Genomic DNA, 12,452 nt, shown 5'->3' on the forward strand with positions numbered 1-12,452 from the left:
AAAGATCCCCGCGGAGACGTGCGCTCCACGGGGATCTTCGGCGTTCAGAGTGGGTGTCAGGCACACCGTTCGATGCGCGTGGCCCCGGAGTCGTCCTGGAGCCCGGTGGCCAGGTCGTACCAGGAACCGCTGCCCAGCCGGACCAAGGTCTTTTCCTCCCGACCTCCCCAGCCGGGGATGGCGGGGACGTCGCGCCGGTCGAGAACCGCGGTCGTGCAGATGGTCTCCTCGGTGTTCTCGTCGAGGCTCTTGACGACGACCTTGTCGCCGGCCTGAAGGTTCGCAAGATCGTTCGTGCTGATGGTGCTGGTGCTCATGGCGCTGTATTTCTTTCGGATCGGATCTGGACTGCGATTTCAGTTCTGGGGTGCGCCCATGAGCGCCTTCTTCGCGCGGCGCTTCTCGGCAAGAGCCCGGAGGGTACGCAGGAGGATCCACCAGCACATGCCGCTGAAGGCGATGCTGACGATGATCGGCGTGTACTGGCCGGTCATGACGCAGAAGACTGCCGTCGGTGCGAGGACGATCACGTTCGTCGCGATCATGAGGGTGAGGAGCACCCGGCCGATCGTCTTGGCGGCGCGGTCGCGCAACGTCGAACCCGCGGTGATGGTGGTGGCGTTCATGCGCTGGGTCCTTCCTCGATGATGTAGATCTTCTCGGCGACGTAGGCGTCGTCCTGCTCCTCGGCTGCGCTCTCGACTTCATGGGAGATCTGGCTGATCACGGGGATCAGCGTCAGCCGGTCGATCGGGTAGGCCGTGCGGATGGTGATCACGGCGGTGGTGAGGCCGGCAGCAGACGGGAACGTCACGCCGTCGAGCTCCGCTTGTGCGCCACGGATGCTGTAGTTCGCCGCAATGGGCACCGTGTGCCGCGGCAGCTCCGGCATCTGTTCTGCGCGTGCGTGCAACGCGGCGCTCACTGCGCCATGAACATCAGCGAACTCGCTGGCGTGCAGGACCACCGGCGCAGCGTGCTCGTAGCCCGCCGCCACCTCGAAGGCGACCTTGGCGGCCTCGACGGCGCGCGTCGGACAGTGCGGTCCCGGGTAGACCTCGTCTCGCCCCGTCATCTCAGAGCACAGGCGGCAGTGCGCGGGCCCCAGGTCCGGAACGCAGTCGCAGCGCATGTGCTCCGTCTGTCGGGGATCAGTGGGTTCGAGGGGCTGGCTCATGGCTGTACTCCTGGCGCTGGACGTGATCTTTCGAAGACCAGACCGGATCAGCTCCGCTGATCAGACAAAGAGAGACCCCCGCCCAGCGAGCGTGATGCTCAGCAGGCGGGGGTTGTGCGGAGCTCAAGGAACCGGCAGCCGGCCGTTCGGGGCGGCCTGCACCGGGGGCGGGGTTCAGCGCAGGCCCATGCTGGCCTCGATCGCGTCGCCCTCCTCCTGCTGGTCCTGCCAGCAGGGCTCGCATGGGTCGCTCTCGGAGCACTCCGGGCGGGGCTGGCCGTTGGGGCACAACTCACCGGCGGCCCCGGCGGGCTGGGCGGGGGTTCCGCCGGTGCCGCACTCGCACGTGTGGGCGCAGCGCTCACAGTCCTCGCAGACCTGGTGCGGGCAGCAGCCGCAGGGCAGGAACCGGTTCGGCGGCAGGGTGCAGCGGTGCGTGGCCTCTGCGGCGGCCGCGGCCTCGGCCTCGTCGCGCTCCTCGCGCTTGCTGAGGAGTGCCTTCACGCAAGCCTGGCACGACACGTCGGTGCCGGGGGCCTCGAGGCTGCTCTCCCTGTCCTGCGGGAAGTACGTGCCGCACGCGCCGGTGTCGCCGATGCCGCCGTCCATCTGCCTGGTGGCGTGTACGGCGTACCCGCGGTTCGCCTTCTTCCGGCTCGGGTAGCCGTCGCGCCCGGCATCCCGCTCCAGCTTGGCCAGGGCCTGGCGTACGGCGTCGGCGTCGGCGTCGGTGCGGATCCCGACGGCGCGCAGCGACTTGCACGGCCACGGCACCTGACCGCCGATCGTGTGCTCGTTGCTCCGGCACTCCGGCCGGTGCGTCCCCTTGCAGACCTTCGGCGTCGCGCAGCACCCGTGCCGGGGGTTGGCCGTCTTCGGGTGCAGGGCGAGCATCGCGCCCTGGAGGCGGAGCGCGCCCACCGCGGCGGCGGCCCGGACCGCGTCCTCGTGGGCGTCGAGGAGCGCATTCGCCTCCTCGTGGAACATGGGCCCGCCGGCCTCGGGGGCGACGAGTTGGTTGAAGATGGGGCGCCGGGTCCCGTTCACAGTCGGATCCGGGGCCTGCCCGCCCAGCTCGTCGGCCTGGTCGTCCAGCCGCAGAGCGGAGATGAGGATGGCGTCGTGGGTCTTGGAGTCGGCCGTGTCCGGCAGGTTCAGTTCCGTGCGGCGCAGGAACTTCGCGGCCCGGCGCAAGGCGGGGATGTCCTTCGGGGTGAATTCGACGGTGGCCATCGGTGTCCTAACGTCTCAGTAGCCCTTGCGGGCCGCCGCGCGGGCCTGCACTTCGGCGTCACGGTCGGGGATGGTGGCGAGGAGTTCGCCGGGGCTCGCGGCCCTGGCGAGGGACTTGGTACGGGCCGGGTCGGCGTACAGGGTCCACACGTCGCCGCCCATGCGGGGCCAGTAGGAGAGCTGCCAAAACCGGCGGTTGGCGTAGCAGATCTGCCAGGAACGCGGGCCGGACGGGTGCGCGCTCACACCGGCCGGGAGGTCCGGCAGTTCCGGCGGGGGACCGTACGCGCGGTCTATGTAGGCGAGGTGTTCGGCGGTCGGCACGATGGCGACGCGCACCGTGTGCGGCCACCGGTGCCCCTCGGGCACCATCGGCGCCCACTCCTTCCACTGCACCTCGCTGCTCGCGCTGCCGGTGTACGGCGCCCAGGCCGCGCCGCGCGCGTAGTTGAAGCCAAGCCGCATCAGGTGCCATCCGGCGGCGGTCTTCAGTCCTTCCGTGTTCGCGCCGTCGGTGATGGTGTCCAGGTAGATCCCGGCCGGGTCGTTCTCCCGACCGGCTGGGCCGCGCTCCGTGAGCGGGATCATGTGGCGTTCCGCCGTGCTGCCCTCGGCGGTCATCAGCCGCAGCGTGGCGCCCCCACCGGCGAGCGGGTACGCCATCCGGATTTCCGCTACGGTCGGCAGGGCGGCGAGTTGGCCCGCACGCATCCGCTCCAGCCGCTCGTCCATGGTGGCCGCCACCTGGGTACGCTCGCTGCCCTCGGCGGCCATACGCCGCGCGGCGCCGTGTGCACGGGTGCCCTGGTCGCGAGTTGCCGGCGCGGATGTCACAGTTGCGGCCGTCTTCTCCCGCTCGTGGGCAACCGCGCCGACCGCCAGCGCGAGCGCGCCCTTACGGGTGGCGCTGTGGCTGCCGACCTGCCGCCGCTCGCCACCGACTTCGCGCACCATCCAAACCAACTCCGCGTTCCTGGTCACCTGGTACGCCGCATAGGTGCGCTGCGGGAACCGGCGGCCGTTGAGCGTCTCATCGGGAAGGTCGAACAGCCAGCCGTCTACGCCGTATTCGGCGCCCTCCGGCGCACGGCCGTTGGTCGGCGTGTACCGGCGGTACGAGCGGGTGACGATCTCCCGGACGGTGCTGCGGGCCTGCGTGGTCATGCTGGGGGATCCTCTCGGGTTGCTGCCGTGGTCGGGTTCGTGCTGAGTGCCCCCGGCCGGTCTCGAACCGGCCGACCCGCCCGCACTCGTCGCAGGGTCGGGGGCGCCATGAGGGTTAGAACGGGGGACAGCACAGGGGGCCGGTGCACTCGTGCGCGGCGGCCTGCGCCTGCGCGGCCTGGCGCTCGCGCTCGGCCTGATCGCTGCGCATGATGCGCCGGGCGACACACGGCGCGTTGTCGCACGTGGTGTGCCCCTTCAGGGCGTCGGTGGAGTCGTCGAAGACCTCGATCAACCCGTAGTCCTCGCACCAGCCGCACAGCGGCTCCGGGGCGTGCAGGCTCTCGCCGCTGACGCACTCGATCCAGCTGGACGAGTCGTACCAAGCGCCCTGCCCGTCGGCCTCGATCCACTCGATAGCACGTGCGCAGTGCAGACAGGTGTACTTCGGCTGCGGCAGCGTCAGCCCGAAGTGGTCGGCCACGGCGGCAGCGCACTGCCCGGCCTGCATGCCCGCGCTCGCCGTGGGCTTGTGCTCGTCACCAAACCCGTTGAACACGAACCGGGTTGACTCGTCGTCGGTGACCGCGGCGGCCACGGCCCACAGTGCGACCGTGGGCAGGTCGTAGTGATCGGCGAACCGGCGCCCCTCCGGGGTGCGGACAGACGGGTCGGCCACACAGTGAATCCACACCCGCGCACGCCCCGGCACGCTGCACACTACGTACTCCGTGGGCAGGCCGCGCCACGGCTTGTCGACGTGGTGCACGATCCCGAGTGCTTCGAGCGCGTCACGGAGCATGGCGCCGGTGTGGCTGTTGTACGCGGGGCGCGTCTTGGTGAGGCTGGGGCGTGCGGTGAACGTGGACATGCGGGATTCTCCTCGGGTTGGTTCGGGTTCCGTGGCCGTGGACGCCCCGCCCAGGTGCAGTGCGCCGTAAGGGGGTTGGGGTGTCAGGCGCCCTGGCCGGTCAGGCCGCGCGCGGTGCGATATGCGGGGATCAGGTCCCAGATGGAGCCGAGCCGGTACCACCAGAAGAGTTCAGGAGCTGGCGCCGGTGCGGTGTTCGCGGCGGGCGCGCAAGGTCGCGGCGTGCAGCTCGGCTGCGTAGCGACAGATCATCACCCACGTTGCCCGGTTTCCGTTGGCGAGTGTGTCGCGGAAGTGGTCGGCGGCAAGCCATGCCTGACGGTCCGCCCAGTCGGCTGCCGAGCCGTCGTCCCTTCGGGCGGCGAAGTCGAGGTGCCGGGCGGCGTTCATGACCGCCATGTGGCCTTCGGGGCACAGGTCGGGCAGGCTGGTTGCGGGGTCGCGGGCGAACATGTCCCCGGCGGGCGGGTTCGGGTCGAACGAGATGTCACGGTCGACGGCGTAGAAGCACGAGCGGATCTCGACGAGGTAGCGGGTGACGAGATCCCACGTGAGTTCGCTGCCGTCGCCGACGCGAGCCTTGAACGTGGCGGCGGCGTGGCGGGTGAGGTGCGCGGCTGGGGCGAGGTACTGCCGGTCCCGGTGGCGGCGGAAGTCCTCCAGCCGTACGGCCGCGTCGAAGAGCATCATGTGCCCGGAGTAGGCGTGATCCGACAGCGACGATCCCGGCCGTACCTGCGCCGGAGTCTGCGGCGGCTCCGGCAGCCCGGCGTCTTCCCCTTGACCGGCCGCGGGTGTCTCCTCGATGAGCGCCTCCGCCTTGGCAAGAGGGCTGCCAGGGCGCCAGGCGATCACACACAGGCCGGATTCGTAGCCGCCTTCGACCACCCACCCCGCTTCACGGAACCGGTCGGCGTGGATCTTCTTCTCCACCAGCCACGTGCCTTCCTGGATCTTTGCCGCGCCCTTGGTCAGGTGCGGGTAGCGGTGCGCCCAGCGGGTGTGCTTGCCGTTCAGGAGGGCGAAGATCTTCACCATGCCCGGGTACTCCCCGGGCACGACCCATGCGCCGCGGGCCTCGTTGGCGTCGTACGTAGGCGGCTCGTCCTCGTCGTACTCGTCACGCAGCAGCGCCAGCTTCAGCGACATGTGGTGGCGCTCAGTGCCCGCGAGCACCGCGAGGGCGGCCTTCACTTCCTCGTTTTCGGAGTCCTTGGGCAGGCTGCCTTTCGTGCCGTTCGCGAACCGGCCGACCACCACCCCGTCAACCGCTTCACGCCGGCGCCACACCTCGTCCTGCGCGGCCTGGTCGGTAGGGCGCAGGTGGGGCAGGACGTTCGCCTGTGGTGCCGGGACCGGCCGCACCTCGACGACGTCGGCCACGGCCGGCGCGGACCCGGGGGACGGCGTGAGCGGGGACGGCCCGGTGACGTCCGGGATACGCAATTCGGTGCCGCCCGTTCCGGAGTGCTCCCCGCCGCTGGTGTCGTCGTGCTGGTCGTTCGCGGCTTCGCGGTCGATGGCGTCCATCGCGGCGAAGGCGGACGTGTCGCGGCCGGTGGTGATGGTGCCCTCGATCTGCTTGTCGCTGTAGTAGTCGAACGACTGCCACCGGGTGGGGGTGATCCGGGAGACGCGGACCGAGCGTGTGACGGATTTCCCGTCGGCGTCGGTGTACTGGTGGCCGAAGACGTAGCCGTTGCGGTCTTTGCGGTACTTGGGCCGGATACGTCCGGTGCTCATGATCTTTTCTGGGTTCCTTGTCTGATCGCGTGGTGCGATGGGTGTGTGGGTGGCGTCCGGCCGCCCGTGGACGGGGCAGCCGGTCGCGGGGTCAGCGGGTCTCGGCGGTGAGGTCTACCACGCGCTGCTGGTAGGCGACCCAGACGCTTTCGGTGTCCAGGCTGGGGCCGGTGGTGTAGCCGGTGGGGGAGGAGGCATGCGCCCACGTGCCATGCGCGGTGACGACTTCCCGGTACTCGGTGCGGCTGGCCGGGTGGGAGGCGATGGTGACCCACTGCGCGCCGGTCAGGGACGGATAGGCCGCCAGGTGGGCGGCGACGGCCGATGCCATGGCATCGGCGGCGGCGGCCGGGTCGGTGATGTCGGCGGGCGCCTCGGTGAGGTCGCAGTGCACGTGACGGGTGTTGAAATCGTCGGTGATCACGGCACTGATGCCGAACAGTCCGGCCAGCGGTACGTCATAGCCGGACACCGTGTAGTGGCCGGTGTGGGAGTGCGCCTCGATCCACACGCCCGGCTGGCCTGCAGCGGTGGTCACCAGGGAGGCACCGGGCAAGGAACGCCAGGGCTTGACCACGCGGAAGGTGACACCGTGCTCCGTCAGCGCGGCCTTGAGGATCGCGCCGGTGCGCTCGGCGGCGGCGGGGGCGGTCTTGCTCAGGTCGTGGGGCCAGGAAGTCATGGTGTACCTCTCACATCGATGGGGTGTGGGTGGGGCTGAGTGCGTGCGGCCTGGTTTGACCGGGCAACCGGCCTACCGGGCGGCGCGGGTGGATCAGAAGAGCGGTGCGTCCTGGTCCGTGCGGAGCGGCAGGGACCAGACCGGCGCTGATCGCCATACGGCGCTCGGGGCTCACCCGCCGCTGGGGGGGCACGCGGGGTCCGTGCCTCTGGGGTGGGGGCGGCCCGACCGGCCGCAGCCTCCGCCGTGGCCTCCGTGCGCGCGGTCTCGGCCGTCTCCTGCTCCTGGGTGGCCTCCGCCTCGACCGGCGCAGCCTCCGTCTGCCCGAGGGTGCCGCCCGCTCCGTTGCGGTACTCCGCCGGGGCCGGAGCCTCAGGGGTGTTGCCGTCGTGCAGTTCGGCGACCGCCGCGATGCGGGCCGCCTTGCCGCGCGCCGTGCACGGGTCCTCTGTCCTGAAGACCAGACCGGATCAGCTCCGCTGATCAGGCAGAAAAAGAGAGACCCCCGCCCGGCGAGCACCATGCTCAGTCGGCGGGGGCTCTGCGGAATTCACCTGCCGACGCCCAGAGGCAAGCCCCAGTCGGCTACGGCTGGATGCTGCCGTCCGGCACGAGGATCGTGATCCGGTCCTGGCACAGCTGCTGGCTTCCTGCGTCCGTGCCTTCCTGGTCGGGCCCGATCTTCAGCCGACTCCTGTCGTGCGGGTCGCCGGTGTAGCTCGGCTTCGACGCATCGACGGGCTCGACCGTGCAGCGCAGCCGCTCGACGCGCGGCGTTTGATCTGCTTCGTGTGGATCGATGAGTCGGACCGTGATGTCGTTGTCGAAGGTCTTCTGGTACCAGAGGAAGCCCGTCGGCCTCTGCTCCTGAGTGGTCACCGTGCCGGGCACGACGACGTCCTGGTCCTGGACCGTCGTGTAGTCGTAGCTGATGTCGGACGGATACTCCGAGGCGGTCGTGGCCCTGTAGTAGCTGCCGTCGGTGCGCTTGACGAGCTTCTGCACGGGGTCCGCGACGTAGACGATCTTCGTGTTGGCCATGGCGGCGCGGTCCTGGGTTTCCTGGCTTCTCATCTGGTTGCCCCAGATGACCAGGGTCGCGACCAGGGCGGCGATGGCCGCGATCGCGATCGCCCAGCCGCGAAGGAGCGAGCGCCTGTGTAAGGGGATGTTGTGCATGGTGGTGGTCTCTCTCTTTCTGCTGGTGCTCAGGCGGTTCCGAGGTCGCTGCGCATGCGCAGCCGCTTGGCGAAGAAGCCGGCCTCGATCTCGAAGTGGCCCTGGTGCAGCTCGTAGAGCGCGGGGCAGACGGGCCCGGAGGCCCAGGCCTGGACCGCTTCCGGGAAGAGGTCTCTGCCGTCTCAGGCGAGGTGCCAGGCCTGGCAGTAGTAGACGAGCTTCTGGAGCTTCATCGCGGTCATCGCCGGCCGATCGGGCTCGGCCGCGGCGCGCTTCTGCAGGATGTACTCGGCGGCGGCGAAGACGGATGTCTGGGACTCGGCCACCGCTTCAGCTGTCATGTCGCTCTGGTCACCACCAGTGCCGGAACAGGTAGTGGCCGCGCGGCAGCACGCCGCGGCGGATGAGGTCGGCGAGGACCAGCCTCAGCGACGGCGAGAAGGCGCGATCGGCGAAGAACCGGTCCTCGAACACGGCGTTCTCAAGGTCTTGCGTCGCCGGCGGGTTCGCCCCGACGGTGGCTGGTGTGTTCTCGTCGGCGACGCGGATGCTCAGCCAGTAGTCCAGCTCCGTCATGCCGGTCTTGAAGGCGCTCGCGCCGGTGCGGGAGTCCCAGCCCAGGTAGATCTTGGCGCCGTCGAGGTCGCCGAGTGCCTGCAGGTAGTCCTCATCGGAGGTGAGTTCGTAGAGCTTCACGCTGTCATTGCCGATGTGCTCGTCGTCCCGCTGGCATCCGCGCAGCGAGCTGTACGGCTTGCCGTAGACGCGCTCGACGATGGCCTCGATCGCAATGTATCCGTTCTCGGCGGTCACAAGATCAGCGTGCGGTTCCAGCGTGTAGATGCTGCGGGGCGTGTATTCGGGCGCATCAGGCATGACGGAGCCTCCTATGGGTGGTTCGGTGGTGGTTGCGGGGACGAGCGCGTGCGGCTCAGTACTCGCCCCGCAGGAGGTCCGCCAGAGCCTGGGCATGGGCGTTCTTCGCCTGCTCGACGGCGGCCTGCTCCTGGAGCGAGTGGATCTTCTCCCCCGCCTGGATGCGTTCCTCGACCGCGTCCATGGCGAGGATCGCCGCAGCGAGTTCGAGCCGGGCGTCTGCCAGGCGGCTCTTCAGCTTGGGGTGCTTGGAGGTCATCACGCCGAGGCGGTGCACGGCGGCGACCTTCTGCTCTTCGCTGATGGTCATGGTGCTACGCCTCCTTGAGGCTCTCCCAGATCTCCCTGCACTCCGGGCAGACCGGGTACTTTTCCCGGTTCTTCGACGGGACCCACTTCTTGCCGCAGAGGGCGAAGACGGGCTCACCCGTCGTGGAGGAGCGGACGATGTCCTCCTTGCCGACGTAGTGGCTCAGGCGGTTGTGGTCACCAACGCCGTCGTCCTTCACCCGCTCCTCGTTCTCGACGATCAAGTCGAAGAGGGCGTCGGTGTCCGTGTTGGTGCCAGGGTGGTCGAGGGTCGTGCTCATGCTGCGGGCTCGACGAGGTCGATCTTCCGGCCGCGGGCCAGCTCGGCGGCCGGGACGACGATTCGGTAGCCGCCGACCGGGTAGCTCGGGTGGTCGGAGTACACGACGGCGCAGGTCCAGGAGCCGGAGTGGCGCTTGCGCGGCACGGGCTCTTCCTCGACGCCGTCGGGCAGAGCGTCATTCCGGAACTCGATCGGCACCACGACGACGCGGTAGGACTGGTTCGTGCGCGGCGGCTCCCAGGGCAGCTCGACGAGCAGGTCCTTGGGCCACTCTTCGATGGTCACGGGAAGGGTGGACAGGTAGTGGTTCAGCGAGCCTTCGGGGGCCTGGGTCAGCCGGGCCTGCTCCTGCTCTTCGGTCTCGATGAAGCCGATGCGGCTGAGGAAACTGTGGCCGCACGGTAGCGGCCCCGGCGGGTGGTCGGTGGTCGGGCGGGTCATTACCAGTCGTCGCCCCCGGCCACGGGGCCGTCAGGCGTGATCACGACCCCCCGGCCGTCCCACAGGGCGTCGTTGAGGTCCTGGTCCTGGTCGGTGGTGGGGTCGGTGTCGGTGGTCATCGGTTCCTCCTGGGGCCAGGCGCCGGCATTTCGTGCAGGGGCCCGGCGGCGTTCGGTCAGGCTGCCGTGGTTCTTGGCCTTCGGCTTCCGTCCGATCAGGTCCGGCAGGAGGAAGGCGAGTCCCATCGTCGCGAGGGCGGCAGCGAAGACGATGAGGATGATGGGCAAGCCGGGCATGGTCTGGAGCGTGTTCATCGGCGTGGTTTCCTTCGCGACCGCAATAGAGGGGAAGAGGAAGGCAGGGCGAAGAAGCCGCTGGTCAGCGCGTCTCGCTGTAGCCGCACTCGGAACACGTGTGCGTGACCTTCTTGGCCTTCTTGCTGGCGCGGACGCCGTGGGCGTTCGACTCCATGTCGACGGCGCAGTTCGGGCAGTTCATGGCTCGGCTCCTGACGTGACGAGGATGTTCTTCAACGCCAGATCCGGATCAGCTCCGCTGATCCCTTGCGCTCACTGCCTTCACGGGACGAGCAACGCGAGCCCGAAGAAGAAAAAACAGCACCCCGGCGCAGCTGCTGCCCGAAGGCAGAGCGCGCACCGGGGTGCTGGGGAAGCCGGAGCCGCGGAGATCTCCAGGGACGCGCCGCAGGGATCAGCTGCAGCGCTCAGGAATCGAACCTGTTCCGCGGTCGGTCTGCACGGTGTGCCCACTGGCGTACGCCGAGGATCAGTCGGCGCACTGCGGATTCGAACCGCTCCGTGCAGAAGTCTGTGGCGGGCCTACTGGGTCAACCGTCAGGCGGCTTCCCGGAATTCCTCAAAGGTGACGGGCTGCGCCGCCTGGCGGCCAGAGCCGAATGCGCCGGCCCAGCGGCTCAGGTAGCGGGCCGCGGTCTAAAGAGCGCATGGATATCGCGCTCGAGCGGGATAGCGCGGCACTCCGCAGGGGCGTGGATGCGCTGACCCGCGAGTGGGCGCACACCATGACCGGGCTCGGCGCAAGTTACCGCACGCTGGCCGACCCATTCGAGAAGATCGTCATCGTGGACCGGCGAGTCGCATTCATCCGTGACTATGTCGGCGGGGACCAGACGCCGGAGTATGCGGCGTGGCAGGTACCCGACCGGCCCGTGGTCGCGCTGCTCGGCGCCGTGTTCGATGAGCGATGAGGACGATGATGAACGGGGTCAATGCGGGTTCGTCTCCTCGATCTGCTTGGCCACCTTGATGGCGTTGGCGACCCACCAGCGGTGCTGGCTGGCATGGATGGTCTGGTCGGTGGGGATGCCGTGCCTCTTCGCGATGTTCCACAGGCCCTGGTCACCAGTACAGTCGTTGTCGTCGTGGACGTGACCGGGTTCGGTGTTCTCGCAGTTCCAGCCGACCAGGACGGCCCACAGCAAGGCGTCCAGCTTGTCGGCAGTCCAGTCCCGGGAGTCCAGGGTGAGGCGGGTGCGGAGCGCCTCGAGGGAGGCCTTGACGCCGAGGAGGGCGGGGACTGCGGTCGTGTAGCCGAGCATCGCGGCCCGCATCACGTCCCGGGTGTCCTGCTGGTCGGCTTCCGCGTCCTCGACACGGTCGTACAGCTCGGTGAGCGTGCCCTCGGTGTGCTGCTCGAGCGGGATCCGGTGTGCGGGTTCGGGGATGGGTGGTGCGGGCGGCAGCTTCCCGAGTTCGGTGAGGAGGTGCTGCTCCCACAGAGCGCGCAGGACGCCGTGCCAGCGCTGCGGGGCCGGAGTCCATTCACACGCGCAGTCCACAGACCAGCGGTCGTTGGGAAGTTGCACGCGGCGCGGCCAGTGCGCGGTGACGATGTCCTTGTGGTCGGGGCAGATGTGCCCGCCGGCGGGGAAGATGGTTCCGGAGCCGAGTGTGGCCCATCCTTGGCCGGACCATTCGGGGCGGGCCGGCTGCATTCCGGTCATGGTGGCGATGGAGTCGTACTGTTTGAGGCAGCCGGGCACCAGGCAGTTGCGCAGGGCGGGCTGATTGAAAAGCGCCTCGTGGATGGCGTCGTCGACAGCGTTCTCGGGGGTGGTGTCTTGGCTGGCTGCTTCGGTCGGGCTGATCAGGTTCAGGAGCCGCTCTCTGGCGGCAGTCGTGTTGGTCACGTGGTGGGCTCCTTGTTCTCGAGGGTGTTGCGTACGGCGTCCATGGCGGCGTCCCAGCCGTTCTGCCACTCGCCCGGTCCGGCGACGTCGCTGGGCGGGTCCGCCTCGATGACGTCCGTGACGCGCTTCTTGGCGTGCTTGTAGGTGTCGGACGCGACCTCGGCGAGCTGGTGGGCGAAGGCGTCGGCGAGCTGCTCGGCGCGCTCCTTCCCGGTGACGTAGGCGAGTTCCTGTACGAGTTCGTCTCGGGGTGTGGTCATCAGGTCTCCGGGTTGTTGGTGTGGGCGTGTTGGCCGATCCAGTCGACGGTGGCGAGGAACGTGA

The 12,452-nt window shown here is 69.2% G+C and carries 18 protein-coding genes; 1 reads left to right on the plus strand and 17 read right to left on the minus strand.

What is annotated here, in order from left to right; translation table 11 throughout:
- Positions 1–56: 56 nt before the first annotated feature.
- The 15 genes from ACIOC0_RS19290 to ACIOC0_RS19360 all read right to left on the minus strand — a co-directional run bounded on the left by ACIOC0_RS19290 (position 57) and on the right by ACIOC0_RS19360 (position 10,272).
- Positions 57–317, minus strand: coding sequence for a hypothetical protein (locus ACIOC0_RS19290; protein WP_402156594.1), 261 nt, complete (start codon positions 315–317; stop codon positions 57–59).
- Positions 318–356: 39 nt separating this feature from the next.
- Positions 357–626 (minus strand): hypothetical protein, encoded by a 270-nt coding sequence (locus tag ACIOC0_RS19295; protein ID WP_402156595.1) that lies wholly within the window; start codon positions 624–626, stop codon positions 357–359.
- Positions 623–1,177, minus strand: coding sequence for a hypothetical protein (locus ACIOC0_RS19300; RefSeq protein WP_402156248.1), 555 nt, complete (start codon positions 1,175–1,177; stop codon positions 623–625). Before ACIOC0_RS19300 ends, ACIOC0_RS19295 begins: the two co-directional genes overlap by 4 nt.
- Before the next feature lie 174 nt (positions 1,178–1,351).
- Positions 1,352–2,410 (minus strand): hypothetical protein, encoded by a 1,059-nt coding sequence (locus ACIOC0_RS19305; RefSeq protein ID WP_402156250.1) that lies wholly within the window; start codon positions 2,408–2,410, stop codon positions 1,352–1,354.
- Positions 2,411–2,425: 15 nt separating this feature from the next.
- Entirely contained in the window at positions 2,426–3,574 is a 1,149-nt protein-coding gene (locus ACIOC0_RS19310; RefSeq protein WP_402156251.1) for a hypothetical protein, read from the minus strand.
- Positions 3,575–3,689: 115 nt separating this feature from the next.
- Complete coding sequence (locus ACIOC0_RS19315; RefSeq protein WP_402156253.1) at positions 3,690–4,445, minus strand: hypothetical protein; 756 nt, start codon at positions 4,443–4,445, stop codon at positions 3,690–3,692.
- A gap of 171 nt (positions 4,446–4,616) precedes the next feature.
- Entirely contained in the window at positions 4,617–6,188 is a 1,572-nt protein-coding gene (locus ACIOC0_RS19320) for a hypothetical protein (protein ID WP_402156254.1), read from the minus strand.
- Between the two features lie 91 nt (positions 6,189–6,279).
- Positions 6,280–6,870 (minus strand): hypothetical protein, encoded by a 591-nt coding sequence (locus tag ACIOC0_RS19325; protein ID WP_402156255.1) that lies wholly within the window; start codon positions 6,868–6,870, stop codon positions 6,280–6,282.
- 585 nt (positions 6,871–7,455) lie between these two features.
- Positions 7,456–8,049, minus strand: coding sequence for a hypothetical protein (locus ACIOC0_RS19330; protein WP_402156256.1), 594 nt, complete (start codon positions 8,047–8,049; stop codon positions 7,456–7,458).
- A gap of 182 nt (positions 8,050–8,231) precedes the next feature.
- Entirely contained in the window at positions 8,232–8,390 is a 159-nt protein-coding gene (locus ACIOC0_RS19335) for a hypothetical protein (RefSeq protein ID WP_402156257.1), read from the minus strand.
- Between the two features lie 10 nt (positions 8,391–8,400).
- A complete protein-coding gene (locus ACIOC0_RS19340; RefSeq protein WP_402156258.1) occupies positions 8,401–8,925 on the minus strand; it encodes a hypothetical protein in 525 nt (174 codons plus the stop codon).
- 55 nt (positions 8,926–8,980) lie between these two features.
- Complete coding sequence (locus ACIOC0_RS19345) at positions 8,981–9,235, minus strand: hypothetical protein (protein WP_402156259.1); 255 nt, start codon at positions 9,233–9,235, stop codon at positions 8,981–8,983.
- Positions 9,236–9,239: 4 nt separating this feature from the next.
- Positions 9,240–9,515: a DUF3039 domain-containing protein gene (locus ACIOC0_RS19350; RefSeq protein ID WP_402156260.1), complete on the minus strand. Its 276-nt coding sequence runs from the start codon at positions 9,513–9,515 to the stop codon at positions 9,240–9,242.
- Entirely contained in the window at positions 9,512–9,958 is a 447-nt protein-coding gene (locus ACIOC0_RS19355) for a hypothetical protein (RefSeq protein WP_402156261.1), read from the minus strand. Before ACIOC0_RS19355 ends, ACIOC0_RS19350 begins: the two co-directional genes overlap by 4 nt.
- The gene (locus tag ACIOC0_RS19360) at positions 9,958–10,272 is read right to left on the minus strand and encodes a hypothetical protein (RefSeq protein WP_402156262.1); all 315 of its coding nucleotides are present in this window, start codon (positions 10,270–10,272) and stop codon (positions 9,958–9,960) included. Before ACIOC0_RS19360 ends, ACIOC0_RS19355 begins: the two co-directional genes overlap by 1 nt.
- Before the next feature lie 650 nt (positions 10,273–10,922).
- Between ACIOC0_RS19360 and ACIOC0_RS19365 the strand changes: the two genes are divergently transcribed.
- Positions 10,923–11,186 (plus strand): hypothetical protein, encoded by a 264-nt coding sequence (locus ACIOC0_RS19365; RefSeq protein ID WP_402156263.1) that lies wholly within the window; start codon positions 10,923–10,925, stop codon positions 11,184–11,186.
- An 18-nt stretch (positions 11,187–11,204) separates the two neighbouring features.
- Here ACIOC0_RS19365 and ACIOC0_RS19370 read toward each other — a convergent pair whose 3' ends face one another.
- Together ACIOC0_RS19370 and ACIOC0_RS19375 are read right to left on the minus strand one after the other, a co-directional pair.
- Positions 11,205–12,128 (minus strand): hypothetical protein, encoded by a 924-nt coding sequence (locus ACIOC0_RS19370; protein ID WP_402156265.1) that lies wholly within the window; start codon positions 12,126–12,128, stop codon positions 11,205–11,207.
- Positions 12,125–12,388 (minus strand): hypothetical protein, encoded by a 264-nt coding sequence (locus ACIOC0_RS19375; RefSeq protein ID WP_402156266.1) that lies wholly within the window; start codon positions 12,386–12,388, stop codon positions 12,125–12,127. The genes ACIOC0_RS19370 and ACIOC0_RS19375 overlap by 4 nt, the downstream gene beginning before the upstream one ends.
- Between the last annotated feature and the right edge of the window lie 64 nt (positions 12,389–12,452).

The organism is Streptomyces sp. NPDC088254, assembly GCF_044740925.1.
Lineage (GTDB): Bacteria > Actinomycetota > Actinomycetes > Streptomycetales > Streptomycetaceae > Streptomyces.

Excerpts from the sequence above, each read along its gene's own strand:
- ACIOC0_RS19290 (WP_402156594.1), bottom strand. The coding sequence starts at position 317 with ATGAGCACCAGCACCATCAGCACGAACGATCTTGCGAACCTTCAGGCC.
- ACIOC0_RS19295 (WP_402156595.1), bottom strand. The coding sequence starts at position 626 with ATGAACGCCACCACCATCACCGCGGGTTCGACGTTGCGCGACCGCGCC.
- ACIOC0_RS19300 (WP_402156248.1), bottom strand. The coding sequence starts at position 1,177 with ATGAGCCAGCCCCTCGAACCCACTGATCCCCGACAGACGGAGCACATG.
- ACIOC0_RS19305 (WP_402156250.1), bottom strand. The coding sequence starts at position 2,410 with ATGGCCACCGTCGAATTCACCCCGAAGGACATCCCCGCCTTGCGCCGG.
- ACIOC0_RS19310 (WP_402156251.1), bottom strand. The coding sequence starts at position 3,574 with ATGACCACGCAGGCCCGCAGCACCGTCCGGGAGATCGTCACCCGCTCG.
- ACIOC0_RS19315 (WP_402156253.1), bottom strand. The coding sequence starts at position 4,445 with ATGTCCACGTTCACCGCACGCCCCAGCCTCACCAAGACGCGCCCCGCG.
- ACIOC0_RS19320 (WP_402156254.1), bottom strand. The coding sequence starts at position 6,188 with ATGAGCACCGGACGTATCCGGCCCAAGTACCGCAAAGACCGCAACGGC.
- ACIOC0_RS19325 (WP_402156255.1), bottom strand. The coding sequence starts at position 6,870 with ATGACTTCCTGGCCCCACGACCTGAGCAAGACCGCCCCCGCCGCCGCC.
- ACIOC0_RS19330 (WP_402156256.1), bottom strand. The coding sequence starts at position 8,049 with ATGCACAACATCCCCTTACACAGGCGCTCGCTCCTTCGCGGCTGGGCG.
- ACIOC0_RS19335 (WP_402156257.1), bottom strand. The coding sequence starts at position 8,390 with ATGACAGCTGAAGCGGTGGCCGAGTCCCAGACATCCGTCTTCGCCGCC.
- ACIOC0_RS19340 (WP_402156258.1), bottom strand. The coding sequence starts at position 8,925 with ATGCCTGATGCGCCCGAATACACGCCCCGCAGCATCTACACGCTGGAA.
- ACIOC0_RS19345 (WP_402156259.1), bottom strand. The coding sequence starts at position 9,235 with ATGACCATCAGCGAAGAGCAGAAGGTCGCCGCCGTGCACCGCCTCGGC.
- ACIOC0_RS19350 (WP_402156260.1), bottom strand. The coding sequence starts at position 9,515 with ATGAGCACGACCCTCGACCACCCTGGCACCAACACGGACACCGACGCC.
- ACIOC0_RS19355 (WP_402156261.1), bottom strand. The coding sequence starts at position 9,958 with ATGACCCGCCCGACCACCGACCACCCGCCGGGGCCGCTACCGTGCGGC.
- ACIOC0_RS19360 (WP_402156262.1), bottom strand. The coding sequence starts at position 10,272 with ATGAACACGCTCCAGACCATGCCCGGCTTGCCCATCATCCTCATCGTC.
- ACIOC0_RS19365 (WP_402156263.1), top strand. The coding sequence starts at position 10,923 with ATGGATATCGCGCTCGAGCGGGATAGCGCGGCACTCCGCAGGGGCGTG.
- ACIOC0_RS19375 (WP_402156266.1), bottom strand. The coding sequence starts at position 12,388 with ATGACCACACCCCGAGACGAACTCGTACAGGAACTCGCCTACGTCACC.